We start from the raw sequence: 26,199 nt of genomic DNA, 5'->3' as shown, positions 1-26,199 counted from the left end.
TGAGACAGTTCGGTCCCTATCTGTCGTGGGCGTAGGAAATTTGAGAGGAGCTGTCCTTAGTACGAGAGGACCGGGATGGACGCACCGCTGGTGCACCAGTTGTTCCGCCAGGAGCACAGCTGGGTAGCTAAGTGCGGTAGGGATAAGCGCTGAAAGCATCTAAGCGTGAAGCCCCCCTCAAGATGAGATTTCCCAATCAGTAAGACCCCTTGAAGACGACGAGGTTGATAGGCCTGAGGTGGAAGTGCAGCAATGTATGGAGCTGACAGGTACTAATCGGTCGAGGGCTTATCCAAATTCCTGATTCATTCAGGTCTAACTTGCAAATCTAGTTTCGTATCCAGTTTTCAAGGATTAATCCTTGATTTAATATTCCCTGATAGCTCAGTTGGTAGAGCACTCGACTGTTAATCGAGTTGTCACAGGTTCGAGTCCTGTTCGGGGAGCCATATGGAGAGGTGTCCGAGTTGGCCGAAGGAGCACGATTGGAAATCGTGTAGGCGTCACAAGCGTCTCGAGGGTTCGAATCCCTCTCTCTCCGCCATAATTTTTCTAAAATGAATAAGGCCCGTTGGTCAAGGGGTTAAGACACCTCCCTTTCACGGAGGTAACAGGGGTTCGAATCCCCTACGGGTCACCATTAAGATTCATAAAAAGTTCAACTTGATTTTACACTAAAATTTGTGTTATAATCGAAATTGTCTTTCCATGGAGGCTTAGCTCAGCTGGGAGAGCATCTGCCTTACAAGCAGAGGGTCAGCGGTTCGATCCCGTTAGCCTCCACCATCTGATTGATAATAGAATAGTTAGATTGATTAATACTGACGCGGGGTGGAGCAGCCCGGTAGCTCGTCGGGCTCATAACCCGAAGGCCGCAGGTTCAAATCCTGCCCCCGCAATTTACTCAAGCTCATACTTTGAGTAGTAATAACATTAGTGTGGAGTCGTGGTGTAGAGGCCTAACATGCCTGCCTGTCACGCAGGAGACCGCGGGTTCGAATCCCGTCGACTCCGCCATTTAAATCAATTATGTAAGGCTCGGTAGCTCAGTCGGTAGAGCAGAGGACTGAAAATCCTCGTGTCGGCGGTTCGATTCCGTCCCGAGCCACCATTTAGCAATACAAAGGAATATGCCGTTGTAGCTCAATTGGTAGAGCAACTGACTTGTAATCAGTAGGTTGGGGGTTCAAGTCCTCTCGACGGCACCACATGGAGGCTTAGTGAAGTGGCTAAACACGGCAGACTGTAAATCTGCTCTCTACGAGTTCGGTGGTTCGAATCCATCAGCCTCCACCATTTTTACCTATAGGGGCATAGTTTAAAGGTAGAACAAAGGTCTCCAAAACCTTTGGTGTGGGTTCAATTCCTGCTGCCCCTGCCACTTATGCAACAAAAGAAAATTTAAATTATGGCGGTCGTGGCGAAGGGGTTAACGCACCGGATTGTGGCTCCGGCACTCGTGGGTTCAAGTCCCATCGATCGCCCCATTTTTTTATCAAAAAATAAAAATAACGTTGGGGATTAGCCAAGCGGTAAGGCAACGGACTTTGACTCCGTCACCCATAGGTTCGAATCCTATATCCCCAGCCATTATATGCGGACGTGGCTCAGCGGTAGAGCATCGCCTTGCCAAGGCGAGGGTCGCGGGTTCGATTCCCGTCGTCCGCTCCATTTTTTTATCTGGCGCCATAGCCAAGTGGTAAGGCACAGCTCTGCAAAAGCTTTATCCCCAGTTCAAATCTGGGTGGCGCCTCCAACATGATTTTGCGGGAGTGGCGGAATCGGCAGACGCACAGGACTTAAAATCCTGCGGTAGGTGACTATCGTACCAGTTCAAGTCTGGTCTTCCGCACTTTTATGAATCATGCGCCCTTAGCTCAGCTGGATAGAGCGTTTGACTACGAATCAAAAGGTCAGGAGTTCGAATCTCTTAGGGCGCGCCATTATGTACCAACATTTTTTAATTTCATACGCCGGCGTGGCGGAATGGCAGACGCGCTCGACTCAAAATCGAGTGGGAAACCGTGGAGGTTCGAGTCCTCTCGCCGGTATTAGCTAAAAGAGTTCATTAGAGATTTTCTCTAGTGAGCTTTTTTTATTTGAGTTTTAGTACGCCACTCATTGCTTGAGCTGAAGATACCTTCGTTTACCGAGTGAATTTCTGGAACTAGCCCAAATAGGTGCCAAACTCTCTGGCGTAGCTGTACACAAGAAAACGGTTAAAATGATGATAAAGGTATGATCTTACCTATGCTGGGATTGGCTAGCGAGAAGAAACGTGTATTAGGTTTAGAAGTTGCAGGAACAATTGATGCTGTAGGGAAAAATGTGAACCAATTTAAAGCGGGAAACCGCGTATACTATCTGCGCAGCATTAATAATTTGGACGGCGGATTCGCAGAGTATTCCCGGACCACCACCCATACAGCCAGCAAGTTGCCCAGGGAGATTCCTTTCGGGGTTGCAGCGATGGTTCCGGCGGCAGGTTTCACAGCCTACCAGGCGGTCATTCAAAAGCTTAGACCCCTGCCAATAATATTGATTCACGGGGGAGCAGGCGAAGTAGGTGGCTATGCGATTCAACTGGCCAAAATTATCCTACGTGCCTAGGTAAAAATTTCGACTATGTTAAAGAACTAGGCGCGGACCAAGCCATTGATTTTATGTCGGAAGATGTGTACGCTGTGATTAAATCACTGACCCAACGGTAAAGGGATGGACTATGTCCTGAATAAAGTAGGTCCCGAAAGTGCAACGAAGATCTGGAGGTGCTTGCCTTTGGAGGAGAGATGGCAGTTACTGCGGGATTCCCTGATATGTCACTGCATGAAATTGCTTTGGTGCAGTTTATACCGACGAAGATGAAGAAGCGCAGGCAAATCTGGCGCAAATTGGAGACGAATTTGCCAAGTTATTGGCAGAAAAGAAAATCGTGCCTCCGCGAATTACTACCATTACGATGAAGGAAATCCCCGATTATTTGGTTAGATTGAAAGAAGGAAAAATTACTGGTAAGGTTGTTGCGAGAATCAATGAATAACCGCCAAATAGTAGTCCCCACCCAATGATTTTAACCCATGGGGTATCCTATGTTTCAGTATTTTTTACCACTGCCGACTTTAAAAAAGATCAAGGTGTTGTCACGAACAGCCCCTTGATCTTTTTTTGCTAGTTAAGTTCAAGAAATCGGGAAATAAATGTGCAGATAAAAAACGTCTTCCTCTGAATGAAATGACAGTGTTCCATTGTATTGTTTAGCAATATGGCGCATGCTTTTAATGCCAAAACCGTGACGGTTCTTATCTTTTTTGCTAGTTTGCGGCACCTGATCTTTAAAAGAAGAATCACTATTAAAATAGTTAGTGACGTGAATGCCAATAACACCGTTTTCTTTGCCTATAGAAACAGAAATCATCCGTTGATTGACATTACTAACAGCTTGCACGGCTTCCAAAGCATTCTCTATGGCATTGCTTAAAAGAGAATATAAATGTGTAGGCGATATAAAAGATAAACAACGGCCATCGGCCATACAGCTCATACGAATCTGATTTTTTTCACAGTAGAGCTGCTTCTTATATAGAATCACATCAAGGATATCGCTTCCAGTTTTTATTGTTGTATCGTAAACCTCAATAGCAGCTTTCAAAGAATCAACTTCCTGGTTGGTTAGTTTGTAGCTGATATTTGCCAGTTGTTGACGAAGGTCATGAGCTTTCATATTAATAATCTCAATTTCATTTCGCATACTGTCAAACTGTTTTTTTTCTGAATACAGTAATTCATCCATGATTAACAAATCCTGTTTAAGCTTGCTGGTCTCCAATATTCTTGTACGCAGCAATAAAGTAAGCAATGCATACAAAATTGCAAAAGTCCGAATGATAAAATCTAAGATATTGTTCTCGCCTTCAAAAGTGCGGCTAACAGAGTTAAGAATCACTGTAACAAGAATAAAAATTAACGAGAAAATAATGATTAATCTCTTGTTAGCTCTGTCATGTTCATAAACTCTGTTCCGGCGAAAAAGAAAAGCAAGCAAAGTACAGAAAATAAAATGGATCAAATAGTAAAGTGCCCAATCCCGCAATGGAACCATTTCTTTAAAAAGTGAAAGAGTTTCATAAGGATTTTTATCCAAAACTATAATCAATATTTCGTATAAACGTCCTACAACCACCTGAATTGCTACTGCGCCACAAAGACACAGCAATAATTCCGAAATGGTTTCCCTGTAAAGCAAGTATAAAGCGGCCAAAACAAATAAATACATGAAAATATTCATTATCCCGGAAAACAGCTGAGGATAGAGCGAATTAATTACCGACATTAAGAGAATAAGCGGAAAGGCGAACGGAGTGATGATACCTAATTTCAATCCAAAACCGTTCTTTTTTTGAAATGGCAGTGTCAGCAGAAATACACAAAATATAAACTCAACTAGACTAGCCGAACGAATAATAAACTGCTTGGAGTAGTCACCTAATAAATCATATATAATTCCGCTCACAAGTCTTTTCTCCTAACATACTCCATTAATTTTTCCACAAAAGCTTTTTTTCTAGGCTGACTGATTTTCAAGTCGACGCCATCTAATATAACCGTATAACCTTGTATTCGTTGAACATACGCCAAATTAACAAGATAACAATTATTACATCTGAAAAAATCATAAGTCTGCAGTTTTTTTTCGATAGATGAGATTGTTGCATATTGCCGGAAATCGCCATCTGCTGTGTGATAAATGACGTGATGTCCTTCAGTTTCTACATAGCGGATACTTTTAGGCGAAACTTTACGGATACCATTGTCGGCAGTAATGAGAATGTCATTTCGTGATTCTTCGCTAATTCTCCGGATGGCGCGGGACATTTTCAGAGCAAAATCATAGTATTCAACCGGCTTTACAATATAATCAAGCGCTTCCACTTCATAACCATGAATAGCGTACTGGGTAAGATTTGTAATGAAGATCAGGATAACACTTTTGTCGAGGGCTCTAATACTGCGGGCAGCATCCATACCATTCATATAAGGTAGTTGAATATCCATAAATATAATATCAAAATTTGCTGTGTAATTTTCTAGCAGTGCTACAGCTTGCGGGAAATGCACAATGTTGAAAGAAAGCGCTTTCTCTGTGGCGTAATTTTTCAGGTGACTTTCTAACAAACGGGCTTGTTGAATATCATCTTCCACAATAGCAATCTTGATAATCATCTTTCACCTCTCCGGTTTTACTCAAGTCAACTTTCACTATATGAAGCAAACTTCACTTTGTCAATAAGGCAACCTGAGGCGTGTCACAAACTAAAAAAAAACCTCCTAAACTAAATGTATTAAGCTAAATTTTCTTTGATTGTTTGAGAGTATGCCAGGAATCACACAAAATAATGACGATCTAATACAATAGAAAAGCAATCAGGAAGCGTATACAAAACTTGATCAAAGGGGTAGAAACGATGAAAAAAAGAACAGTAAAGAAAGCTTTTATGGTAGTTTGCTTAACTGTGATGGTGATGGGACTGGCAGCATGTGGAAAAGGAGGGGATTCGGCTGGATCTGGATCAACCAAGCTAACAGGGTATTATGCTTCTACAACAAATGTCGGTTTTGTAAGTGCTTACCCGGAGCATACTTTTAAACAGGCTACTTTCGGCGTACAGAATATTGAGACATTTGCAGACAATACGTATGTTTTAACTAGCACTGAAACCTATTTTTCTGGTGCCTTAGATTTCAATGACAACGGGAAATATGATGTTGTTCCCAGAGGGGCAAACATCATGAAGTACTACGGAACCTTTACTTCAACTGATGAAGAAGGGCTAACTACACTTGAATTATCAAAGCCCACAGCAGTCATTATGAATAGTTCATACTCAGCAGGTGCGAATCCAATTGGTTACGTTAACACGAAAGAATGGACCGAAGAGATGGGTACAGCAGTTGGTGGCGAGGGACCGGCATTATCTGCTGAAGAGTATCTGGAATCCGTTGCTTACCCGGAGACCTCAATTGTCGTCGATGCAGCTAAATTCAGCTTCGATTATGTCGCGTTGACCGATGAAGCTGCAGCATCACATTAAGCCAATCAGCACCTGTGCGAGGAGGTAACACTTTTGAGAAGAAAATCAAACATCTGGCGTGGACTTACATCTGTTACAGCTGTTCTCTTAACATTTAGTATTCTTATGACGCAGCTGTTAATAAGCTGGAGCGGTCAAGTTAACGTCTTTTTAAATGTGACGGCACCAGTAATTGAAGCTGATGACAGTACTATGCATTATAAAAGCAATTACGAGTTATCTGATGCTGGTTTGCAAGCTATGCTGGAAGATTCTGATATGCATGATGTACAAACAATGGAAGAAGGTACGGTTCTATTAAAGAACGATCAGGCTGTTCTGCCACTGAGTTCTAAAGAACGCAGTGTTACACTTTTTGGCCGCTCAACAGCTGACCCTGTGTACAGCGGGAATTCCGGCGGACCGGGGATGGACGAAAAACGCCAGATCAGTTTGCATAGTGCACTTGCAGAGGCTGGATTCAAAATTAATGATAAGTTATTCGATGCCTATAAAAACAGCGAAGTTGCCAGAGTGAAGGCAGCTCCGGACTGGTTTATTGGAGAAGTTGAAAAAAGCTTCTATACCAACGATTTACAAGCCACATATCAGGATAATTTCAATGATGCGGCTATTGTAATGTTATCCCGTGATGGTGGTGAAGGCAAAGACTTAGCGACTTCTGACCGCGATGGAATTTCTTACCTTGCACTTCATGATACAGAAAAAGATTTATTAAAGATGATTAAGGATAGCGGCAAATTCTCAAAAACTATTGTCTTAATAAACAGTGCTTACGCCATGGAGCTTGGTTGGCTAGAAGAAGAGGAATATGGGATCGATGCTGCTCTCTGGATAGGAAATCCCGGTTTGAAAGGATTCACAGGCGTTGCCAATGTAATCACAGGGGCTGCTGATCCTTCAGGCAGGCTGGTAGACACCTTTGCGGCAGATTCACTGTCTGCACCAGCGGTCAGAAACGCAGGTGATTTTCAATATGCGAATGACGATGGTCATTATATTGTTGAAGCAGAAGGTATTTACCAAGGATATAAATACTACGAAACCAGATATCAAGATACTGTTTTAGGGCTTCATAATGCGAACAGCAATGCGGGGGCTTTTGTTAATAAAGACAGCTGGAACTATGCAGATGAAATGGTGTATTCGTTTGGCTATGGGAACTCTTATGCTAATTTTTCTCAAGAGTTAACAGCTGTGAATTGGGATAGACAAGCAAAAACAGTTACGGCTACCGTGAAGGTTACCAATGAAGGATATCCGGCAGAATCAGCCTATACTGGAAAGTCAAAGTCAGTAGTACAGGTATATGCACAGCTCCCGTATGAAGAAGGTCAAGCCGAGAAATCAGCGATTCAATTGATTGGCTTCGGGAAAACGGGTGAATTGGGCGCAGGCGAAACTGAAGAAGTGAAAGTTACTATTGACGAGTATCTGTTCGCTACTTATGACGCTAACGCTGTCAATGGAGCTGATACAAGCAAGAAGGGCAGTTATGTTTTTGATCCGGGCGATTATTACTTTGCCATTGGAAATGACAGTCATGATGCTTTAAATAATATCTTGGCTAAAAAAGAAGGCGCTAACGTACAAGGAAAACTAATCTCTGCAGATGGATCCAGTGTATCTGGAGCTCCGGACAAAGCAATCTCTGTTCCACTTGAGTCTCTGGATAATGTAACTTATGCCAAGTCAGAGTATACAGAAGAAATTGTTTCCAACCAGTTCGACGATGTTGACCTTAACTACTTTGCCGGAGATACAGTTACTTATTTAACACGCAATGATTGGAACACTTATCCCAAGCCTTACAGTGATCTTACAGCAACGGATGAACTGAAAGCAGTGATGTACGATCAAAAATATGAAAAACCGGCCGATGCACCTGCCTATGACAGCTTTACTCAAGGTGCAGAGGTCACCCTCAAGCTGCTTGATATGAAAGATGTTCCGTTTGAAGATGATGAAACATGGAATAAATTCCTCGATCAGTTAACAATCAGTGAACTTAGTGCAACGATTGGTGAGAATTTTGGTCAACCCGCTGTCAAATCGATTAATAAACCAGCCAACAAAAATACAGATGGCCCTTCAGGCTCACAATCCAATTATTTGTATGGCGGTAACCAGCCGGCAACTGCTCATGTTAGCCAAATAGTAGCAGCTTCCACATGGAACCAGGAATTATTGGCGGAACGCGGCAATTTTATTGCAGAGGATTGCCTGTTCAGCGGTACCACACAACTGTGGTCACCAGGCGCTAATATGCACCGGACTCCGTTTAGCGGACGTAACTTTGAATACTACTCCGAAGACAGCATTATGTCTTACCTAATGGGAGCTAATCAAGCAAAGGCGATGCAGGCTAAAGGATTAACAGCTGCCATTAAACATTTTGTATCCAATGATCAGGAAACGAACAGATCAGAACTAGCTACATTTATGACGGAACAGGCATACCGCCAAGGACCTTTAAAAGCTTTTGAGGGTGCTTTTACAGAAGGGGGAGCGCTTGGGACAATGATGTCATTCTCCCGGATTGGTGCCCGCCTCGCCTATGCAGATTCTGACACGATGACGCAGGTCCTCAGAAATGAATGGGGCTTCAAAGGTGTAACGATTACAGACTCAGTCAAGGGCAATCCCAATATTCCAACCATTGAATCACTTGTTGCCGGAACAGACACATTCAATGCGGATACCGGTCGTGCCAGTGAAATTCATAAATATCTTGCTAGTAAGAAAGACGGGTATGTGCTGCAAGAATTAAGACGGGCCAATAAACATTTTTATTACTCACTAGCCAAATCCAGCTTGCTTAATGGTCTGACAGATGAAACTGAAGTCGAAGGGTTTACACCATGGTGGCAAACACTGCTGAAAGTTATTAATTATGTACTTAGCGCGTTACTACTGATAAGTTTATTTTTCTTTATCAGAACCAGCCTTAAAAGAAGCGCAAAGGGAGGGAAAATAAATGGTCTTATTTAAAGACAGAACATTTGGCTTTTGGATTGGCTTTATGGCCGCATGTTTGATGCTTGTAGCTAACATTGTATTTATTATTTTGGACTATGGAGATCGGACCTTTTCCTTTGTAACCTTTGGCTTAATTATTGCTGGCGTTTTAGCAGAATTGTTGGTTCTAATTAAAAATTATTATTTGGCACCGTTGTTATCATCGATTTGTTTTGGCGTAGCGCTGTCAATGCACCTTTATTTGGGCTTTCCAACCTTGTCGGATGTTGTGAACGGGGTCAACTTCATTGGAGGAAACCCTCAAGCCGTCATTATTTTTGGGATTGCTTTCCTAATCGGAACCGTTGCTTCACTGGTCTCTTGCTTTATGAATCAATCCAAGTCAGAAGGATTAGTCCACACTGTTAATACTTCAAAATGAAAATATGGAGAAGAGTAAATGAGAAAAATTAGTATCTGTGATGGATGGAGTTTTATAGAGAATATTACTGATGAATTTTTCAACTTTACAGGAGAGGGGACAGCCGTAAGGCTGCCCCACACCTGTAAAGAAGTACCGGTGCACTACATGGAAGAAAGCTCTTGTCAGATGATATGCGGTTATAGACGTCATCTTGAAATTCCTGAGACTTTGAAGGGCCGGCGTCTGTTCCTGCAGTTTGATGGTGCTGCTCATGTGGCAGAAATTTTTGTTAATGACGAGAAGGTAATGACCCATAACGGTGGCTACACCGCATTCAGAGTGGAGGTAACTGATAAACTGGTGTATGGAGCCGAGAACAGAATTGTTGTCCGCTTAAATACACGGGAAGATGCAAATGTGCCGCCGTTTGGCCATGTCATTGATTATATGACCTATGGTGGACTCTATCGTGAAGCATGGTTGCTGTTAGCGGATCAGAGCTACGTGGAAGATGTGTTTGTTCGGACACCGGATATGAACCATGCGCTAATTGATGTTACCATCAGTCAGCCTGACACAAACCACACGCTGGAACTATATCTGCTGGATAAGCAAAAAAAAGTAGTTGGCCAAAAAAGTTTAAAGGTATCAGGGGCATCAATCACTAATTGCAGTATTGCTGTTTCAAACAGTCATGCGTGGAGTCCAGAAACTCCTTATTTATACACATTAGTAGCGATGTTAAAAAATCATAATGAGGACATTATTGATGAATACAATGTATCTGTTGGATTCCGTCAAGCCGTATTTCGCAGTGACGGTTTTTATTTAAACGGCAAGAAGTACAAGATTCGTGGAGTAAACCGCCATCAGAGCTATCCTCATGTAGGTTATGCTATGCCTGCATCAATGCAGATAGAAGATGTAAGAATATTGAAGGAAGAACTACATGTTAATGCAGTTCGTACCTCTCATTATCCCCAGTCTAAGCATTTTCTGGCTGCTTGTGATCGCATGGGATTGCTTGTATTCACAGAGACACCAGGTTGGCAGCATATCAAAAACGATGAAGAATGGAAACAAATTGTTTGTGAGAATGTAGAAGAAATGATTCTGCAGTATCGGAATCATCCTTCGATTATTCTCTGGGGAGTACGAGTTAACGAGTCACAGGATGATGATGTCTTATACTCAAAGACAAATGAAATAGCACGCCGTTTGGATCAGAGCAGACAGACCAGCGGTGTCCGTTTCCTATGGAGAAGTAGTCTGCTGGAAGATGTTTATGCGTTCAATGATTTCTCTCATACAGGGAAGAATGGTGCTTTACTGCCGAGATGGTTGATTTCACCAAATAAAAAGAAAGCCTATTTGATAGCAGAATTTAATGGTCATATGTTCCCGACCAAAGCAACGGATACTCCTACTCATCGGCTGTCGCATGCGATCCGCCATGCCAATGTGTTAAACGAGGTTTATAAAAGAGAAGATATTGCAGGGGCATTTGGCTGGTGTATGTTTGATTATCAAACGCATGGCGATTTTGGATCAGGAGACCGTATTTGTTACCACGGCATCATGGACATGTACCGTAATCATAAACTTGCCACTAAAGTGTATGCGAGTTTCTCGGAAGAAACGCCAGTTCTGGAAGTCGGTTCAGATATGCATATTGGCGATTATCCCGGAGGTTCTGTTGGTGAAAACTACATCTTCACTAATGCCGATTCAGTGCGCCTGTACAAAAATGAACGGATGATCAGGGAATTTATGCCGGTCAATAATAAATACCGTTATTTGCCGCATCCGCCTATTGAATTCTACGACACAGTGGGAAATGTAATTGAAGAGGGAGAAAAGTATTCCCATAAAAAAGCCGAAGCCATCAAAGAGTGCTTGTTAGCTATTCAACGCTTTGGTACCGCTTTACCACCAAAATACATTTTTAAAGCGATGTGGGTAATGCTGCGACATCTTGTATCGCCGGTAACGTTTTACAAGTTGTTCTTTAAGTATATTGAAAATTGGGGCGTATCCGCGCCGGTTTATCGTTTTGAGGCTATTAAAAATGGACAGGTTGTCGCTGAGGTAACCAAAGCTTCAAACGCAAATATTCACTTAGATACTACAGTCAGCGGAACTACTTTAACTGAAGTAAATACATTTGATGTCGCATCAGTCCGTATACGAGTAGTGGATGCAAATAATAATAACGCAACTTACTCCCATTTGCCTATTTTCTTGAAAGCTGAGGGTGCTATAGAAATTGTAGGTCCTGACTGTGTCACTGCAGAAGGGGGCATGTGCGGCACCTATGTTAAGACAACCGGGATAGTTGGAGACGGGACATTGACGATTACTTCCAATCAGACAGAACCAATCCAGTTACGCTTTAGTGTAAAAATAGAAGGAAGTGGTATTAGTGAGTGGAATTAAAGCGTTCTGGAGTAATTACAGTATAAAGCATCCCCAAATAGCGCAATTTATTATGTTTTTTATATTAAGCAACGGCATTACCGTTTTTCAGATGATCCTTATGCCAGTTTTGAAGGCGATTTTTAGTGGATCTGCTTTGGAAGCTCACAATTTTCAAATTCTACCGATTGGTCATAATTCTGATGGATCAGCCTATTATATTTTTAACTATCCGTCAGGCTCTATCGCCTCTGGTGGAGGCGGGGGGCTTGCCTACTTCATTGCCGTTCAACTGACTCTGGGAATCGCACAGGTGATTAATTTCTTTGCTCAACGCAATATAACTTTTCGGTCTAAAGGAAATATTTATAAAGCGGCTATCTGGTACCTTATAGCTTACATCTTGATAACAATTTGCGCTGGGGCTCTCCAGGGATGGTATAAGGACCCTATCTATCAATTCTTGATTGATAGATTTGGAGGAACCGGCGAAACAGCTGCAGATTTAATTACGATGATTATTAATGCCGCTATTTCATTCTGGGTATATTTCCCGATATTAAAAATTATTTTTAAAGATAGAAAGCAAAAGGCGGCCTAAAAAAGAAAAAAGAGGTTTTTGTTAATGAAACTATTATCTTTCATAATCCCCTGTTATAATTCGCAGGATTACATGGACCGCTGTATCAGCAGCCTGCTTGTTGAAGGAGAAGAAATAGAAATCTTAATCATCAATGATGGGTCCAGTGATTTGACTGGAAGGATTGCTGAGGACTATGTGGCAAAGTATCCATCTATTGTACGAGTGGTGCATCAAGAAAACTTAGGTCATGGCGGTGCGGTTAATACGGGTCTTAGGTATGCTGCTGGGTTATTTGTGAAGGTAGTTGATAGCGATGATTGGGTAGACAGAAATGCGTATCAAAAAATACTAATGACTCTAAAGAAATTGATTACGGAAGCGAAGTCCGTGGATATGGTGGTAAGCAATTTTGTCTATGAAAAACAGGGTAAAAAGCATAGAAAAGTAATGAGGTATGACAAAAACTTTCCTGAAGAACGTATTTTTACCTGGGAAGAAATCCAGGCCTTTCGTAAAGGTCAGTATATTTTGATGCATTCCATCATTTATCGAACGAATCTATTGAAGGAGTGCCACTTTAAGCTTCCAGAGCATACTTTTTATGTAGACAATCTGTTTGTATTTAAGCCGCTGGAAAAGGTAGAGAAAATTTACTATGTAAATGTAGATTTCTACCGGTATTTTATTGGAAGAGAAGACCAGTCTGTCAATGAGAAAGTGATGATCAAGAGGATTGACCAACAACTAAAAGTTAACAAACTCATGATAGACGGAATAAGTATTGAAGAAATTACAAATCCCAAGCTTCGCCAGTATATGTTGAATTATCTCGAGATTATAACAGTTATTTCCACTATATTGTTAATTCGTTCAGGCAAAAAGGAAAACTTGAAAAAGAAAAAAGAGCTGTGGAAGTACCTTAAGGAAAAAGATATTCAGCTATACAATACGATCAGATACGGTGTAATGGGAAGATTAATGAATATACCTGGTCGTTTGGGCCGCAGTATTTCCATATCTGCCTATAAATTATCACAGAAAATTGTTGGATTTAATTGAGAGAAGACATAATGCTAAACTTTTTATAACCTGTAGATATCATTTAGAATCCACGGGTTTATTTTTTATTTTCAAGTTGTGGATGAATGAAAGGCAGGGCGAAAATGAATGCAGTACGACTATCTGATCGTGGGCTCAGGACTATTTGGCAGTACATTTGCTTATGAAGCAGCTAAGCGAAAAAACGGGTAAAGGTTATTGATAAAAGAGATCATTTAGGCGGTAATATCTATACAGAAAAAATTGAGGGTATTCAGGTACACAAATATGGTGCGCATATCTTTCACACAAATAGTAAAGAGATATGGGACTATATTAATCAATTTGCAGAATTTAACCGGTACACCAATAGCCCCATTGCTAACTACAAAGGGGAAATTTATAATCTACCCTTTAATATGAATACTTTTAATCAGTTATGGGGGATCATTACCCCTGAGGAGGCGGTAACAAAGATTGCAGAACAAAGAAAAGCTGCAAGAATTGAAAGTCCGAAAAACCTGGAAGAACAAGCGATTTCATTAATTGGAACCGATATATATGAAAAACTGGTAAAGGGATATACGGAAAAACAATGGGGTCGAAAAGCAACTGAACTACCGTCCTTTATTATTAACCGAATTCCTGTCCGTTTTACATATGATAATAATTATTTTAATGATCGGTATCAGGGGATTCCTGTGGGAGGCTACACACAAATAATTAAGAGGATGCTTTCTAGTGAATTCATTGATGTAGAACTAAACCAAGACTTTTTTAGTAAAGAAGATTACCTGAAAAAATATCCAAAGATTGTTTATACAGGAATGATTGATCAATTCTTTAATTATAGATTTGGTGAATTAGAATACCGAAGCTTAAAATTTGAATCCTCAACATTAGACCAGGAGAACTATCAAGGTAATGCGGTTGTTAATTATACGGATGCGGAAACTCCATATACCCGGATTATTGAGCATAAACATTTTGAATTTGGCAATCAGCCGAAGACAATCATAACTAAAGAATACCCAACACCTTGGGGAAAATTCGATGAGCCTTATTATCCTCTAAATGACGACAGTAATAATGAGAAGTACAAAAAATACCTTGGACTGGCACAACAATACCCAAATGTTATATTGGGAGGACGTTTAGGTATGTATAAATATTATGATATGCACCAGGTCATTGCAGCTGCATTAAGTGCTGTGAAGAGGGAATTTAGTTGAAGCGCAGGAGAGGTGTTGTTATAAAAAGGGATATGTATGAAGATATGGAGGATTTGAAGTCCATTGGCACTTGCCAGAAAGATCTGCTCTGCGGGCACTATCCAAGCGTATGGGAAATGTCTCTGAACACGAATAATGCCCTTCCAACTTCCTACTGGGAAGCAAAAGGGCTGAAAAGTTCGATTTTGCGTTATCTGGAATTTTGTAAACCTTTTGAATCCTCCGCCTGCTGATCCGCAAGTAGGGTTGTGAAAGAGGGTAGGGGGCCGTCACTTCCTACTCGGTCATAGTCAATATTTTCTTGAAACTATTTCTTTAAGAAATGTAACTTAATTTTATCAAATGTTGCTCCTCCCATAGAATCCTGCTGGAGACCAGCTTGAGAGAGAATGCCCGAACCATAGTCAACAATCAGTAGGGCTCCGGAAATGTAAGAGGCCATGTGACTATTCAAAAAGACGGCAGGCTCGCCCATTTCTCGGGGAGTGGCAAGGCGGTCCGCAAATCCTGTATATTGCATTAATTTGTCTGCTCCTCCTGCTGCAGCACTGAACTCTCCAGTCAATCCTGTATCGGTTGAACCTGGAAGAATTGCATTAACTCGGATATGTTTTGATGCAAAAGTAGTTTGTAAATGAGCTACATAGTAGTTCATAGCAAGTTTAGCGAAGGAGTACCCTAAAGGACCCGGTAACCTGTTCAAGTCCAATTCATCCAATTTTGTGATGGCTTCTTCCCATGTTTTTGCCTTTATTAAAGGCATGTATTCTTTCTGGTTGTTTTCCTTTTCCCATCCAAGACCGCCTGTGGAAGTAATGAAGACAATACCGCTATCTTCTTTCATGCGATTGGTTAAATAAGCTTCACTTATATATTTGTTTGCAATAAAATCAATGATTACAGTCTTGTTAAAATCTGTTGTGATACCAGAAACACCGGCAATCCCGAAAAAAGAGTCAATCGTGTCCGGTAGCAGATTAAATGCTTCGTCGATGGATTCTTTGCTGCTTAAATCTACATGGATATACTTGAATATCCCTTTAACTTCAACTTGATTCCAATCCAAAGCATAAACTTCTGCTCCCAAATCTACTAACATTTCAGTGGTTGATTTGCCCATTCCAGATGCGGCGCCGGTAACCACACATACCTTATCCTTATACTTAAAGTAATCTCTCATGGTTTATATTCTCCCTTCAATACTATAGCCTCATCATAATTAATTGTTTACATTCGTTCAATTACGATAAAGTCAATTCATACACATTGTGTGGATTTGTAGGAATATGGAGGAAGGAATACTATGATTATTAATCCAAAATCAGAAAGGGCACGCCATAAAATAGTTGAAGCATTTCTTCACCTTTTAGGCATTAAAGCTTTTGAAAAAATTACAGTTAAAGAAGTGATGGAACAAGCAGGTGTATCGAGATCGGTTTTCTATTCCCATTTTGAATCAAAAGAAGCTGTCTTTAGTTACATCATGGATCATATATTTTATCCTTTTTTGAAAGAGCATATGATGGAAGAAGATTATTTTTCAAACGATCAAATAATTTGGGATTACATTAACCTCTACGATCAATACGGGCAGGTTTTTATTATGCTACAACGTTATAATGTCGATGTGATATTAACAAAAAAAATGATTGCTGAAATTGGGAGAACAATGTGCACATCTTTTGAACAGGATTCCATTATAAAAGAATATGCTCATTATTTTTTTCCTTATATTGTTTCATCAATTATCTCCGTGACAACTAACTGGGTCAGAGGCGGGAAAAGGGAAACGAAGGAAGAGTTATTTAAAATCATTAAACATTTTAAATATAAAGGTGTTGATGTTGGTTCTCTTAATCAAGGAGGAGTCAGAAATTAACGCTTCAAATGGGTTCCTACAACCGCACAGGATTCACTGCCAGAAGTCCTCTTTTTAGCTATCTGTTCTTCACAAAACAGGGAGAATAAAGGAGGATTTTTTTGGTACCAGCGAGATTTGTGTAGATGCTGCGGAAACTGAGACGCAATTTTTCTGTAGTACACAATGGATGATCTGAATCAAATATTTGCGACATTTAAGCTCATTAGGAAAATGCTTCTGGATTTCACACGAAAAATTGAACGCAACAGGCTGATTTTGGTGAATATGCAGAGACGTTCTGTCCTATCTCTACGAGAAAATTTCTCCCTCCTTGAAATTAAAATCGGTGAAAGCAAGCGGATTTTGGAACAAACAGAACTATCCATTGGGTAGGCCGTGAAATTACAGTTTAATCTAAATAGCTTTTTTTTAGCAATTCATTTTAGTAATTTAATTATTAAAAGTAAATTACTCCGAGGGGCTTACTCCAACAGTAATCCGTGTAATATACTCTGTTTCATTTTTTACTGCAACTTCGTCTATCAGGTATTCCTCATAGGCAAATTCGAGCATGCGAAGATGATTTTTTTCTGAAAATGCTATCAGCTTCTCATAGGTTCTGCCTATTGTTTCATAGCTTCCAGGGTGATAGGCGACGGCATACAATCCCTTTGGTTTTATGGCGATGGATAAGTTAGGCTGTCTATTGCTGCTGGTTTTTACAAAAAAGTAGGATTGATTGCTGTAATTACTGTTTAAGATATTCTCTCTACTTATCATTGCCCCAACAAAAGAGGTTTCTTTGGATTGGGTTCTGTTTTCGAAGCTCCTGAATGCCAGCATCCATTTGATATAATCTTCTTTCATATTTTCCTCATTGAGCAAAGTGCTGAGGATAATGCTCATTTCCTCCTGCTCTTCCACAATAATTTTTTCTAAATCTGCTCGCAATCTCTGATTTGTAAAGACAATGGTCTCCTCAAGGATGTGCTTGATATGATTTAATTTTTCTATCTCTCTTGCTACTTCCGCGATTTTCTGCTTGGATAACTCCAGTATACGTTCAGGAGTTCTCTCATCCAGATAGAGTTTGATCTCCTTTAATGGCACCTTCAATTCCTTTAAGATGGATATGATATTAAAAACATCAAACTGGTGATGCGAATAATAGCGGTATTCTTTATCATTTGTAATGGCAGGCTGAAACAGCCCGATGTCATCATAATGAAAAAGAGTTCTTTTATTTACTCCGCAAAGCTTTGCAAATTCCCCTGTTGTAAAATACGTTTGTGGATTTTTACTCATAATTTCCACCTCCTCTTGACTATCTGGTTACGTTATACCCTATTGTATAAATAACAACAAGGAAAAAGGGGATATATTGAGCCGTGCCACTACTAACGACCTAGAAAAAATTGCGGATAGTCTGCAGGACGGCTCCAATGTGTCTCAGGGGCAAAAGCAATTGCTGATCATCGCAAGAGCCATTCTTGCTAATCCAACAATACAGATTCTGGACGAAGCAACTTCCAGTGTCTATACAAGAACAGAAAATGAAATTCAAAAGGCAATGAAACATCTGATGCAAGGCAGGACCAGCTTTATGATTGCTCACAGATTGTCTTCCATTCGTGATGCGGATTTAATTTTAGTCATGCAAAACGGAACCATCATAGAGCAAGGAAAACACATAGAGCTAATGGATCGAAAAGAATTTTATGAGCAGCTATATAACAACCAGTTTGCAAATAAGGCAACCGCAGAAGTATAGTCCTTTGCGTTGCAGTTTGATGAAAAGGAGAAGAAGTATGAAAATCGAAATCAGAGAAAGATCAAAAGAAAACTTAAAAGAAATACTATCTTTACGTGTAAGTGAAGTCCAAAAATCATATATCGAATCTACGGAACAAAGCTTGGAAGATGCCACAGAATGTAATTTCTATCGGCCCGCAGGACTTTACCGGGATGGAGTTTTGGTTGGATTTTCTATGTATGGTTATTTTCCAACCGAAGGCCGCAATGGACGGGTGTGGCTGGACAGATTTTTGATTGATGAGAAATATCAAGGACAAGGGCTTGGAAGCATCATGCTGAAAGCCGTCATTTCACATCTCATTAAGCTCTATCAGTGTAATGAAATTTATCTCAGCCTTTATGAGACCAATCAAAGAGCGTTGCATTTATATCAAAAATTTGGTTTTCATTTTAATGGAGAAAAAGATATCAATGGAGAGTATGTAATGGTAAAAAAGATTTAGTATATCAAAATATTCTTATTTGGTGGGGGCTAATGGTTAAGGAGTTATACTGACTTAAAGTTCTTTTCAGCTTGTAATAGACTCCGGCAAGATCTCAAAAGAAATTCTCGAAGAAATTGTTCGTAATCAGGATTACGAAGAAGTAATTAAGCTATTAACCCGTATAATGGAATTGGGGATAGAGAGAGGAGAATTTATTCCCGGAATCGCTGAATATCATGCATTTTATTTTTTAACCATTCTGCAGGGCTCAGTTTCTATAAAAATCCAGAAAAATGCATAATGAGTCCTATGGTGTTAATATGTTAAGGTATCTTTTAACTAATAATTGAGTATCGTAAAAAACACGACAAAACAACCGATTAATTCTCGGTTGTTTTATTCATATTACAGATCGGATTCTGCTGAAGCTGCCGACAAACCGTTTAGTTATATTTTGACGGTGAATCGCGCTACCGTATTGCTGGCCGTCCATCTGTTCCAATTGGTTTTATGATGTATGCAAAAACTCTTCTATGAACCACAATAATCACCATCTACTGCTTCTATAATTTTATAGCAGAGCGTTGCCATTTCGGCGACTGATTGCTTTGCACCGCTTTTAATCCAATGAGCAGCTACACTGTAGACAGCACCGCTCCAAAAGTAAGCAGCGTAGTTGGTAAGTAAGGTTTTCTCAGTTGATGTATTCATCTGTGCGCTTTGCATTTCGTTAAGAATAGCATCAGCCAAGTTAACTTTCAGGATAATGCGTAAGCAGTCCATATGTTGTTCTAAAGTTTGAAATAAAGCAAGCCAATATTCGTATGAGTTTCTAATTGGATGATGCAGATTCATCGCAGTAACGATTTTATCTACAATCTCCTTCATCGTACTCTGTAGAATATCTTCTTTGGATTTGTAATTCCGGTAGTAAGCGGTACGGGACACCCCGGCTCGTTTAACAATACCTGTAATCGTTATTTCTTCAAAAGTCTGATCTTTCATTAGCAGCACCAAAGCAGATTCAATACTTGATCTAGTAATTCGATTGGATTCTTCATTAGACAACCTGAGCCCTTCCAAACGTTGTAATTCTGTAACTTCTTTCGTAGACATTACAATTCCTCCTGCTTTGTTTAGTCCGTTTTATAATGCATTGACCCTGTATGATATGATGTTACAATTGTAATGGCAGCTTAAATGTATGTTATTTATAGAATATTGTCAATTAAATATGGGAGGGAAATTCTTATGAAAGCACTTATTCTTGAGGAATCAGGTAGTTTAGATGGTCTTACTATAATAATGGACAGGGAGAAACCAGTACCTAAAGATAACGAAATAGGAGTTAAGGTATTTGCAGCGGGTTTAAATCCATCAGACTATCAGACTGCATCGTACGCTGGTTCCCTACCAACAAGTGAAAAAAAACGCGTATTAGGGCTAGAAGTTGCTGGAATTGTTGATTCAGTTGGAAGTAATGTGACCAACTTCAAAGTAGGAGATAGAGTCTACTATCTTCGTGACATAAACAATTTGGATGGAGGATTCGCAGAGTATTCTGTTACTACAGCTCATACTGCAAGTAAGTTGCCTGAGACAATAGCATTTGAAGTGGCAGCAGTAGCTCCCGCAGCAGGATTTACCGCGTACCAAGCAATAATTCAGAAACTCAGACCCCGATCCGGAAGTACAATACTGATTCATGGAGGCGCAGGCGGAGTAGGGGGCTATGCCATACAATTAGCAAAGCTCTCTGGCTTGAAGGTGATCACTACTTGTTTAGGTAAGGACATTGAATATGCTAAAAAATTCGGAGCAGACGAGGCTATCGATTTTTCATCTGAGGATGTATATGCTAGGATTTCAGAATTGACTAATGGAACGGGAGTTAATTATGTGTTGAATACGGTAGGTCCTGATAGTGCGACCAAGGATCTGGGTGTTCTTGCCTTCGGTGGAGAAATGGCGGTTCTTGCTGGATTCCCTGATTTTAACCAAATTAAATTTTATGATAAAGGGTTATCTTTGCATGAACTAGCTGTTGGTGCTATCTATACAAATGCTGATATTGAAGCACAATCCGAGTTGGCTCGAATTGGTGAGGAATTCTCTAGGCTATTAGAGCAAAAAAAGATTAATCCTCCACAAATCACTTCGATTACGATGGAAGAAATACCAGCATATTTAACCAAATTGAAGGAAGGCAAGATTACAGGAAAAGTAGTTGCCAAAATCGTTTAACCTATTTTAGCCAAAGGGGTGAATTGGTTGAGTTTATTGGATAATCGAGTAGCACTTGTCACTGGTGAAGTTCATAAGTTACGCGATCAAGTACGAAATAACGTTGGACTGATTCCATGAATCTATTGAAGGATGCTAAAGGAAATTAAGAAGTTATAAGATTCGTATCGCGCGGTACTCAAGTTATCTTGAAGGACTGCGCTTTTTTCATTTTCCAAAGTAATTATTCAACCCATAAACAATGGGGAATTGTGTAGTAGAATTCTTTATTTCATGAGTGACGCGCCACTGTCAGATAGTTCGAGCACTGCAGACAGCATTGGTTAGCTTTCGTATTTACGTCCTGCTATTGTATGGCAGATGCCAGCATCAGTTTTCATTGACATGAAAGGAACAACGGCGAGGGTGAAGTACTCCTTTAGAAGTTTAGCAGAATAAAGAAAATAAAGTTATAGACTGCATTTATTGATCCGTTCGGTCGCCGAGCCGTTACAAATACGTGTGTTCTGTAAAGTCCATCTGCGATCAGATTGACAATTACCCTTTCTTCTCGGATGTCATGATGAGAGGCTATTATCCGTCATATATGAAGCGATTCTTTAAAGAAAACAATATTAAAATTGATATGTTATCTGGAGATGAAGAATTAATTCAACAGTATACAACTGATTTTTTATCTTTTAGCTATTACATGTCCACTGTTATTGCTAGTAAGGCGGAAGAACAGCTAACAGGAAACTTCTCTTGGAGTGGATCTAATCCTTATTTGGAAACAAGCGATTGGGGCTGGCAGATTGATCCGGTAGGGTTGAGAATTTTGCTAAATCAGTTGTACGATCGTTATCAGAAACCTCTTTTTATTGTTGAAAATGGTCTTGGTGCTGAGGATCATCCGGATGCCCATGGTGAAATTGTAGATGATTATCGAATCAATTACCTGAGAAGCCATATTCATGCGATGAAAGAAGCAATAGAAGATGGAGTAGAACTGATGGGTTACCTTCCATGGGGCTGTATCGATCTCGTAAGTTGCTCTACGGGCGAGATGAGAAAGAGATATGGGTTCATTTATGTGGACAAAAACAATGAAGGTGAGGGTACTCTCGAACGCAGCCGAAAAAAAAGCTTCCTTTGGTATAAAAATGTGATAAAGTCGAATGGCCAGAATCTGTAAAATAAAGCCAAGAAGGTTTCTTAAAAAGAGGGTTACCTATGTGGTATGTTGGACTCGGTTGTTATCCAAAATCAAGGAGATTTTTCAGGGCGTTACAATTTCCTGATATATGTTTAGTCCATCTCTGTTTAATTGACGCTCAAAAATACTCGGTGTTAGTATAGTTATACTGATACAATAATTTAGAATTTTATTAATTCAAGTGAAAAATATCACATTTTCCGGAGGTTGCGAACATTATGAAATCAGCTATATACCATGGAATCAAGCAAATTAGTATTGAGGAAAAGCCTATGCCAAAGCCTGGTTTAAATGATGTTATTGTACAAATTAAACGTGCGGGAATCTGTGCCACAGATGTAACAGCATATAATTACAATGGTGATATTGTTTCAATTTTTCCAGGGGCAGAGTTTGGACATGAGATGGTAGGTGTTGTCTCAGAAGTTGGTGCTTCAGTGCAAGACATATTTGTGGGTATGCGAGTTTTTGTTAATCCTTTAACTTTTCGTAACCCAACTGATACTGATCGTGGTGGGGCTTTCTCAGAATATGTTCTTGTAGCAAATGCACAACTCAACTACAACCTGTTCGTATTGCCGGACAACGTTAGCTATGATGATGCCGTAGTCATTGAGCCATTTAGTGTAGGAGTTCATGGGAAAAATGTGCCTGGAGCAAAACCTGGCTCGAATATTGTGATCTATGGGGCTGGTGCAATTGGGCTTTGTACGTTATCTGCTCTTGTTGGCTCAGGTGTAAATAACGCTGTAATTGTGGATTTGGACGATCAACGTCTTGCACTTGCCAAAGAGATGGGAGGAGTGCCTTTCAATTTAAAAGAAAGCAATTTCAGAGAATTTTTAATTGGGCATTTTGGACAGTCAGACAACTGTGTTGGTTTACCGACTCCAAATGTCGACATTTATATTGACTGTGCGGGTGCATCGAATATACCGGATCAATTTCTAAGCATGGCGAAAGCGGGGGCAAAGCTATCAGTAGTGGCTGTGCATAAGAAGTCCCCTGAAGTTGCATTTTCAAGTCTGATGATGACTGAAGCCGTTATTATGGGTTCATTTATGTATACGCCAAAGGATATAAATGAAACCTTGGGCTATCTCAGTTCACACAGCACGCAGATTAACAAGATTATCACCCATCGCTATCCTCATAGCCAAATTACGGAGGCTTTTGAGATGGCATGTGATGCATCCCAAGCAATAAAGGTAGTTATAGATTACGATCTATAGTTGAATGTGGGGATTCCCGAGCGACCGATGAAGGAACGTAGACCAAGTGAAACGTACAATTGTTTTATCGTACCTTGTAATGCCAGTTCTAATCGTGACTAATATTATGCGGGATTTTGTCATTAGTGAAGTTATTCGACTATTTGTTTATTAGTACAAGAATATAAGATAATGCACAAGCAACTCATCCGCAAATGGAGTGTAGAAATTAGCGTCGCCAACCTTTACGGATAATGGAATTTGAACATCAAAGATATAGAAGGTGGGTGCAAGGCCGATCCGAAGGGCAATTCGCCCCTAACGATCCGGCGACAAGAGCCGAGACTGCACAGTTCATGCTAAATTATTTGAAATAAGTCACATTACAGGAGCGTTCCTCCCACAACTATTTGTGGTGGAGCGCTTCTTTTAATTTCGAATGGCCTTTTCTCCCTATAACTGATTGTATCAATCGAGGTTCTAAAGGATTCTGTTGATCATGTAGAAATGATTATAGTAAGGGCTTTAACTTGAAACAGCCTCTTCGCTATATCATCTTAATAAATCAAAAAATCAATAAGAATTGTTGACAATTGATTCTGAGTCACTTATAATTGACTCAGAATCAAATACGAGAAATACGGAGGTTTTACTCATGAGTCAAAAAGTTGTATTAATTACAGGGGCATCCTCGGGTATCGGTAAGGAGGCGGCCATTGAGCTGAAAAACAGAGGGTTTACAGTTTATGCTGCTGCACGGCGCATCGACAAAATGCAGGATCTTGCGACAAAAGGCATTCGTCCCATTTCCATGGATGTCACCAATGACGAATCCATGATTCAGGCTGTCAATGAGATCCTTAAAAAGGAAGGAAGAATTGACGTTCTGATTAATAACGCAGGATATGGTTCCTATGGAGCGATTGAGGATGTACCTCAGGAAGAAGCCCGTCGTCAAATGGAAGTAAATGTGTTTGGGCTTGCTAGAATGATCCAACTTGTGGTGCCGAGTATGAGAAAAAATCAATTTGGAAAAATTGTTAACGTAACTTCAATGGGAGGTAAAGTTTGGACCCGATTTGGTGGCTGGTATCATGCGACAAAATTTGCGGTTGAAGGTCTTTCGGATTGCCTTCGCTTAGAATTGGAACCGTTCGGAATTGATGTCATCGTGGTGGAACCTGGCGGAATTAAGACGGAGTGGGGTTTTATTGCCGCAGAAAACCTTAAGCAGGTATCTGCCAAGGGTCCATATGCAGAGGTAGCCAGCAAGGTAGCCGATAATATGATCAAGAATTATACAGGTAATCAATTATCAAAGCCGGCGCTAATCGCGCGGACCATTGCTAAAGCAGTAACCGTTAAAAGACCCAAAACACGTTATCTTGTAGGTTATATGGCAAAACCAATGGTATTCATGAAAAATATTTTTGGAGATCGTACCCACGATAGAATTATCAAAATGTTCAGCTAATCCTACAAATACAATTATTTCGAAAAGGATGGATATAAGATAATGGCTAACTTTGATTCTCTTCTACCAAAGACAACCACTTACTGGAAAAAGGACGGAATTTTCTTTATCAAGCATACTAATTTTTTTGTAACCATGGAGGAAGCTTACGCCATTGGGGAATTGCTTAAGGAAGCTCATCGTGACAAGGAAACGGATGCCATCGTCATAGATAATCGTGAGGCAAAAGGAGCTTGGACACAGGAGGTTAATAAAGTATGGATCGAGGTATCGATGGACGTCAGCAATGAAATCCCGAAAAAGGTCGTTACGTTAACCAGCGATGTTGTCGCTGCCATGCAAATTAACCGGCTTTCCCGGAGCAATGGAGCAGAAAAAATGTCCAAAGCGTTTTGCAGCGATTTCGATGAATCGGTTAGGGCCTTCTTGATGGGATAAAAAGAGGAAGGCGGAACTATTTTGACTCCAAATCGATGAGCCATAAAAATGAGTCGAATGGAGTGATAAACACTATGGCAAAACGTGCAATGACTCCCGAAGCAAAAGCCTTAAAGGCAAAAGCTATTATGGATAAAGCGGCTGAAATGTTTCTTTTATCGGAGTACGAAAAAATAAAGATGTCCGATATAGCCAAACAGATGGGCATGTCAAACGGGATTCTGTTCGTGTACTTTAAAACAAAAGAAGCATTGTTTTTTAGCCTGCTGTGCCGGGAATATGAGAAGCGGCTCGCTCGTCTGACGGAGATGGCAAGGGAAGTACCTGTGCGGAGCTTCGATGACTTCAAAAATCTCGTTATGAATGAGCTGATGGAACTCGTCGACCAGAATCCTCTTTACGTCAGACTGGAATCCATGCGCACAGCGGTTTTCGAGAAGAATGTGGACCCGGAAACCATGCTGAACCATAAAATTAATTTGTACAAATTGATGTCAGAGCTAGTGGCCATCATTTGCGCTTCACACGCATTAACCCAAGAGGATGTGATGGAGATCCTTCAAGCAGAGGCCTCTATCATAACCGGCTGCAAATTATCAGCCACCTTGCCCGCAGAGGTTGTTGATATCATCGAGAAGAACGATCTGGATGGGCTCCAACGTAATTTTAAGGACGATGTTCAGAAAACGATGATTTGTTATTTGGATGGATATTATAGGAATTATATAGTCATTCGTACTACCGAAGGATAGGTGATGGGTTGTGCAAAAGGGGCCGATGCTAGAAAGTGGACTCAG

Annotated in this window: 23 protein-coding genes, 17 tRNA genes, 1 rRNA gene and 2 pseudogenes; 38 read left to right on the top strand and 5 right to left on the bottom strand. The window is 40.4% G+C overall.

Annotated elements, in window-relative coordinates; all coding sequences use genetic code 11:
• The 20 genes from BLS49_RS08115 to BLS49_RS25220 all read left to right on the top strand — a co-directional run.
• Window positions 1-296 (top strand): 23S ribosomal RNA (locus BLS49_RS08115); the annotation flags it as partial.
• A gap of 77 nt (window positions 297-373) precedes the next feature.
• Window positions 374-449: transfer RNA gene (locus tag BLS49_RS08110), tRNA-Asn, on the top strand.
• Between the two features lie 3 nt (window positions 450-452).
• Window positions 453-544 (top strand) — tRNA-Ser (locus BLS49_RS08105).
• 21 nt (window positions 545-565) lie between these two features.
• Window positions 566-640: transfer RNA gene (locus BLS49_RS08100), tRNA-Glu, on the top strand.
• A gap of 70 nt (window positions 641-710) precedes the next feature.
• A tRNA-Val gene (locus tag BLS49_RS08095) sits at window positions 711-786 on the top strand.
• Window positions 787-825: 39 nt separating this feature from the next.
• Window positions 826-899, top strand: a tRNA-Met gene (locus BLS49_RS08090).
• A 41-nt stretch (window positions 900-940) separates the two neighbouring features.
• Window positions 941-1,017, top strand: a tRNA-Asp gene (locus BLS49_RS08085).
• Window positions 1,018-1,035: 18 nt separating this feature from the next.
• Window positions 1,036-1,111: transfer RNA gene (locus BLS49_RS08080), tRNA-Phe, on the top strand.
• Window positions 1,112-1,132: 21 nt separating this feature from the next.
• Window positions 1,133-1,208 (top strand) — tRNA-Thr (locus BLS49_RS08075).
• Window positions 1,209-1,211: 3 nt separating this feature from the next.
• Window positions 1,212-1,296: transfer RNA gene (locus BLS49_RS08070), tRNA-Tyr, on the top strand.
• A gap of 11 nt (window positions 1,297-1,307) precedes the next feature.
• Window positions 1,308-1,381: transfer RNA gene (locus BLS49_RS08065), tRNA-Trp, on the top strand.
• A gap of 30 nt (window positions 1,382-1,411) precedes the next feature.
• Window positions 1,412-1,487, top strand: a tRNA-His gene (locus tag BLS49_RS08060).
• Window positions 1,488-1,515: 28 nt separating this feature from the next.
• Window positions 1,516-1,590 (top strand) — tRNA-Gln (locus BLS49_RS08055).
• 6 nt (window positions 1,591-1,596) lie between these two features.
• A tRNA-Gly gene (locus BLS49_RS08050) sits at window positions 1,597-1,671 on the top strand.
• An 11-nt stretch (window positions 1,672-1,682) separates the two neighbouring features.
• Window positions 1,683-1,756: transfer RNA gene (locus tag BLS49_RS08045), tRNA-Cys, on the top strand.
• Window positions 1,757-1,766: 10 nt separating this feature from the next.
• Window positions 1,767-1,852: transfer RNA gene (locus BLS49_RS08040), tRNA-Leu, on the top strand.
• A gap of 14 nt (window positions 1,853-1,866) precedes the next feature.
• A tRNA-Arg gene (locus BLS49_RS08035) sits at window positions 1,867-1,943 on the top strand.
• A 29-nt stretch (window positions 1,944-1,972) separates the two neighbouring features.
• A tRNA-Leu gene (locus BLS49_RS08030) sits at window positions 1,973-2,051 on the top strand.
• A 187-nt stretch (window positions 2,052-2,238) separates the two neighbouring features.
• Complete coding sequence (locus BLS49_RS25225) at window positions 2,239-2,610, top strand: alcohol dehydrogenase catalytic domain-containing protein (RefSeq protein ID WP_245742300.1); 372 nt, start codon at window positions 2,239-2,241, stop codon at window positions 2,608-2,610.
• Between the two features lie 179 nt (window positions 2,611-2,789).
• Window positions 2,790-2,963 (top strand): hypothetical protein, encoded by a 174-nt coding sequence (locus BLS49_RS25220; protein WP_245742299.1) that lies wholly within the window; start codon window positions 2,790-2,792, stop codon window positions 2,961-2,963.
• A gap of 215 nt (window positions 2,964-3,178) precedes the next feature.
• Here BLS49_RS25220 and BLS49_RS08020 read toward each other — a convergent pair whose 3' ends face one another.
• Window positions 3,179-4,510 carry an ATP-binding protein gene (locus tag BLS49_RS08020; RefSeq protein WP_091228206.1) on the bottom strand — a complete coding sequence of 444 codons (1,332 nt, stop codon included), beginning with the start codon at window positions 4,508-4,510 and terminating at the stop codon, window positions 3,179-3,181.
• Window positions 4,507-5,220, bottom strand: a complete 714-nt coding sequence (locus tag BLS49_RS08015; RefSeq protein WP_091228204.1) for a LytR/AlgR family response regulator transcription factor — start codon at window positions 5,218-5,220, stop codon at window positions 4,507-4,509. Before BLS49_RS08015 ends, BLS49_RS08020 begins: the two co-directional genes overlap by 4 nt.
• A gap of 242 nt (window positions 5,221-5,462) precedes the next feature.
• On the opposite strand from BLS49_RS08015, the gene BLS49_RS08010 reads away from it, so the two are divergent.
• The 8 genes and pseudogenes from BLS49_RS08010 to BLS49_RS07975 all read left to right on the top strand — a co-directional run bounded on the left by BLS49_RS08010 (window position 5,463) and on the right by BLS49_RS07975 (window position 14,972).
• Window positions 5,463-6,089, top strand: coding sequence for a hypothetical protein (locus BLS49_RS08010; protein WP_091228202.1), 627 nt, complete (start codon window positions 5,463-5,465; stop codon window positions 6,087-6,089).
• 33 nt (window positions 6,090-6,122) lie between these two features.
• Complete coding sequence (locus BLS49_RS08005) at window positions 6,123-9,080, top strand: glycoside hydrolase family 3 protein (RefSeq protein ID WP_091228199.1); 2,958 nt, start codon at window positions 6,123-6,125, stop codon at window positions 9,078-9,080.
• Window positions 9,067-9,489, top strand: coding sequence for a hypothetical protein (locus BLS49_RS08000; RefSeq protein ID WP_091228197.1), 423 nt, complete (start codon window positions 9,067-9,069; stop codon window positions 9,487-9,489). The genes BLS49_RS08005 and BLS49_RS08000 overlap by 14 nt, the downstream gene beginning before the upstream one ends.
• Before the next feature lie 18 nt (window positions 9,490-9,507).
• On the top strand, window positions 9,508-11,907 hold the full coding sequence (locus tag BLS49_RS07995) for a glycoside hydrolase family 2 protein (protein ID WP_091228195.1): 2,400 nt from the start codon (window positions 9,508-9,510) through the stop codon (window positions 11,905-11,907).
• Entirely contained in the window at window positions 11,894-12,487 is a 594-nt protein-coding gene (locus BLS49_RS07990) for a hypothetical protein (protein ID WP_091228193.1), read from the top strand. The genes BLS49_RS07995 and BLS49_RS07990 overlap by 14 nt, the downstream gene beginning before the upstream one ends.
• 24 nt (window positions 12,488-12,511) lie before the next feature.
• Window positions 12,512-13,528: a glycosyltransferase family 2 protein gene (locus BLS49_RS07985; protein ID WP_091228191.1), complete on the top strand. Its 1,017-nt coding sequence runs from the start codon at window positions 12,512-12,514 to the stop codon at window positions 13,526-13,528.
• A 108-nt stretch (window positions 13,529-13,636) separates the two neighbouring features.
• Window positions 13,637-14,739, top strand: a pseudogene (glf, locus tag BLS49_RS07980) (UDP-galactopyranose mutase).
• Window positions 14,736-14,972: a hypothetical protein gene (locus tag BLS49_RS07975; RefSeq protein ID WP_091228188.1), complete on the top strand. Its 237-nt coding sequence runs from the start codon at window positions 14,736-14,738 to the stop codon at window positions 14,970-14,972. The pseudogene glf and the gene BLS49_RS07975 overlap by 4 nt, the downstream one beginning before the upstream one ends.
• A 74-nt stretch (window positions 14,973-15,046) precedes the next feature.
• Here BLS49_RS07975 and BLS49_RS07970 read toward each other — a convergent pair whose 3' ends face one another.
• A complete protein-coding gene (locus tag BLS49_RS07970) occupies window positions 15,047-15,919 on the bottom strand; it encodes an SDR family oxidoreductase (RefSeq protein WP_091228186.1) in 873 nt (290 codons plus the stop codon).
• 123 nt (window positions 15,920-16,042) lie between these two features.
• Here BLS49_RS07970 and BLS49_RS07965 point away from each other — a divergent pair, with 123 nt between their 5' ends.
• Window positions 16,043-16,618, top strand: a complete 576-nt coding sequence (locus BLS49_RS07965) for a TetR/AcrR family transcriptional regulator (protein WP_091228184.1) — start codon at window positions 16,043-16,045, stop codon at window positions 16,616-16,618.
• A gap of 450 nt (window positions 16,619-17,068) precedes the next feature.
• On the opposite strand, the gene BLS49_RS07955 is transcribed toward BLS49_RS07965, so the two are convergent.
• Window positions 17,069-17,905 (bottom strand): MerR family transcriptional regulator, encoded by an 837-nt coding sequence (locus tag BLS49_RS07955; RefSeq protein WP_091228180.1) that lies wholly within the window; start codon window positions 17,903-17,905, stop codon window positions 17,069-17,071.
• A gap of 34 nt (window positions 17,906-17,939) precedes the next feature.
• Here BLS49_RS07955 and BLS49_RS07950 point away from each other — a divergent pair, with 34 nt between their 5' ends.
• Both BLS49_RS07950 and BLS49_RS07945 read left to right on the top strand, forming a co-directional pair.
• Window positions 17,940-18,371, top strand: a complete 432-nt coding sequence (locus tag BLS49_RS07950; RefSeq protein WP_217640043.1) for an ATP-binding cassette domain-containing protein — start codon at window positions 17,940-17,942, stop codon at window positions 18,369-18,371.
• A 37-nt stretch (window positions 18,372-18,408) separates the two neighbouring features.
• Entirely contained in the window at window positions 18,409-18,858 is a 450-nt protein-coding gene (locus tag BLS49_RS07945) for a GNAT family N-acetyltransferase (protein ID WP_091228178.1), read from the top strand.
• Between the two features lie 513 nt (window positions 18,859-19,371).
• Here BLS49_RS07945 and BLS49_RS07940 read toward each other — a convergent pair.
• Window positions 19,372-19,956 carry a TetR/AcrR family transcriptional regulator gene (locus BLS49_RS07940; protein ID WP_091228176.1) on the bottom strand — a complete coding sequence of 195 codons (585 nt, stop codon included), beginning with the start codon at window positions 19,954-19,956 and terminating at the stop codon, window positions 19,372-19,374.
• A 135-nt stretch (window positions 19,957-20,091) separates the two neighbouring features.
• Here BLS49_RS07940 and BLS49_RS07935 point away from each other — a divergent pair, with 135 nt between their 5' ends.
• The 7 genes and pseudogenes from BLS49_RS07935 to BLS49_RS07910 all read left to right on the top strand — a co-directional run bounded on the left by BLS49_RS07935 (window position 20,092) and on the right by BLS49_RS07910 (window position 26,154).
• Window positions 20,092-21,084, top strand: a complete 993-nt coding sequence (locus BLS49_RS07935) for a zinc-binding dehydrogenase (RefSeq protein WP_091228174.1) — start codon at window positions 20,092-20,094, stop codon at window positions 21,082-21,084.
• Window positions 21,085-21,628: 544 nt separating this feature from the next.
• A pseudogene (locus BLS49_RS07930) lies at window positions 21,629-22,258 on the top strand (family 1 glycosylhydrolase); the annotation flags it as partial.
• Between the two features lie 239 nt (window positions 22,259-22,497).
• Window positions 22,498-23,511, top strand: coding sequence for a zinc-dependent alcohol dehydrogenase (locus tag BLS49_RS07925; RefSeq protein ID WP_091228170.1), 1,014 nt, complete (start codon window positions 22,498-22,500; stop codon window positions 23,509-23,511).
• 233 nt (window positions 23,512-23,744) lie between these two features.
• On the top strand, window positions 23,745-23,867 hold the full coding sequence (locus tag BLS49_RS25745) for an S-layer homology domain-containing protein (protein ID WP_139173111.1): 123 nt from the start codon (window positions 23,745-23,747) through the stop codon (window positions 23,865-23,867).
• A 278-nt stretch (window positions 23,868-24,145) separates the two neighbouring features.
• Window positions 24,146-24,964 (top strand): oxidoreductase, encoded by an 819-nt coding sequence (locus BLS49_RS07920; protein ID WP_091228168.1) that lies wholly within the window; start codon window positions 24,146-24,148, stop codon window positions 24,962-24,964.
• Window positions 24,965-25,006: 42 nt separating this feature from the next.
• Window positions 25,007-25,402 carry a hypothetical protein gene (locus tag BLS49_RS07915; RefSeq protein WP_091228166.1) on the top strand — a complete coding sequence of 132 codons (396 nt, stop codon included), beginning with the start codon at window positions 25,007-25,009 and terminating at the stop codon, window positions 25,400-25,402.
• A gap of 74 nt (window positions 25,403-25,476) precedes the next feature.
• Window positions 25,477-26,154: a TetR/AcrR family transcriptional regulator gene (locus BLS49_RS07910; protein WP_091228164.1), complete on the top strand. Its 678-nt coding sequence runs from the start codon at window positions 25,477-25,479 to the stop codon at window positions 26,152-26,154.
• Window positions 26,155-26,199 lie beyond the last annotated feature (45 nt).

Origin of the sequence: Fontibacillus panacisegetis (assembly GCF_900102215.1) — a bacterium.
Lineage (GTDB): Bacteria > Bacillota > Bacilli > Paenibacillales > Paenibacillaceae > Fontibacillus > Fontibacillus panacisegetis.
This window is presented reverse-complemented; position numbering and strand designations above follow the sequence as displayed.

Bases quoted from the DNA above. Each gene is read 5' to 3' on its own strand.
- BLS49_RS25225 (WP_245742300.1), top strand. From the start codon at position 2,239: ATGATCTTACCTATGCTGGGATTGGCTAGCGAGAAGAAACGTGTATTA.
- BLS49_RS25220 (WP_245742299.1), top strand. From the start codon at position 2,790: ATGGCAGTTACTGCGGGATTCCCTGATATGTCACTGCATGAAATTGCT.
- BLS49_RS08015 (WP_091228204.1), bottom strand. From the start codon at position 5,220: ATGATTATCAAGATTGCTATTGTGGAAGATGATATTCAACAAGCCCGT.
- BLS49_RS08010 (WP_091228202.1), top strand. From the start codon at position 5,463: ATGAAAAAAAGAACAGTAAAGAAAGCTTTTATGGTAGTTTGCTTAACT.
- BLS49_RS08000 (WP_091228197.1), top strand. From the start codon at position 9,067: ATGGTCTTATTTAAAGACAGAACATTTGGCTTTTGGATTGGCTTTATG.
- BLS49_RS07995 (WP_091228195.1), top strand. From the start codon at position 9,508: ATGAGAAAAATTAGTATCTGTGATGGATGGAGTTTTATAGAGAATATT.
- BLS49_RS07985 (WP_091228191.1), top strand. From the start codon at position 12,512: ATGAAACTATTATCTTTCATAATCCCCTGTTATAATTCGCAGGATTAC.
- BLS49_RS07970 (WP_091228186.1), bottom strand. From the start codon at position 15,919: ATGAGAGATTACTTTAAGTATAAGGATAAGGTATGTGTGGTTACCGGC.
- BLS49_RS07965 (WP_091228184.1), top strand. From the start codon at position 16,043: ATGATTATTAATCCAAAATCAGAAAGGGCACGCCATAAAATAGTTGAA.
- BLS49_RS07955 (WP_091228180.1), bottom strand. From the start codon at position 17,905: ATGAGTAAAAATCCACAAACGTATTTTACAACAGGGGAATTTGCAAAG.
- BLS49_RS07945 (WP_091228178.1), top strand. From the start codon at position 18,409: ATGAAAATCGAAATCAGAGAAAGATCAAAAGAAAACTTAAAAGAAATA.
- BLS49_RS07940 (WP_091228176.1), bottom strand. From the start codon at position 19,956: ATGTCTACGAAAGAAGTTACAGAATTACAACGTTTGGAAGGGCTCAGG.
- BLS49_RS07935 (WP_091228174.1), top strand. From the start codon at position 20,092: ATGAAAGCACTTATTCTTGAGGAATCAGGTAGTTTAGATGGTCTTACT.
- BLS49_RS07925 (WP_091228170.1), top strand. From the start codon at position 22,498: ATGAAATCAGCTATATACCATGGAATCAAGCAAATTAGTATTGAGGAA.
- BLS49_RS25745 (WP_139173111.1), top strand. From the start codon at position 23,745: ATGGAATTTGAACATCAAAGATATAGAAGGTGGGTGCAAGGCCGATCC.
- BLS49_RS07920 (WP_091228168.1), top strand. From the start codon at position 24,146: ATGAGTCAAAAAGTTGTATTAATTACAGGGGCATCCTCGGGTATCGGT.
- BLS49_RS07915 (WP_091228166.1), top strand. From the start codon at position 25,007: ATGGCTAACTTTGATTCTCTTCTACCAAAGACAACCACTTACTGGAAA.
- BLS49_RS07910 (WP_091228164.1), top strand. From the start codon at position 25,477: ATGGCAAAACGTGCAATGACTCCCGAAGCAAAAGCCTTAAAGGCAAAA.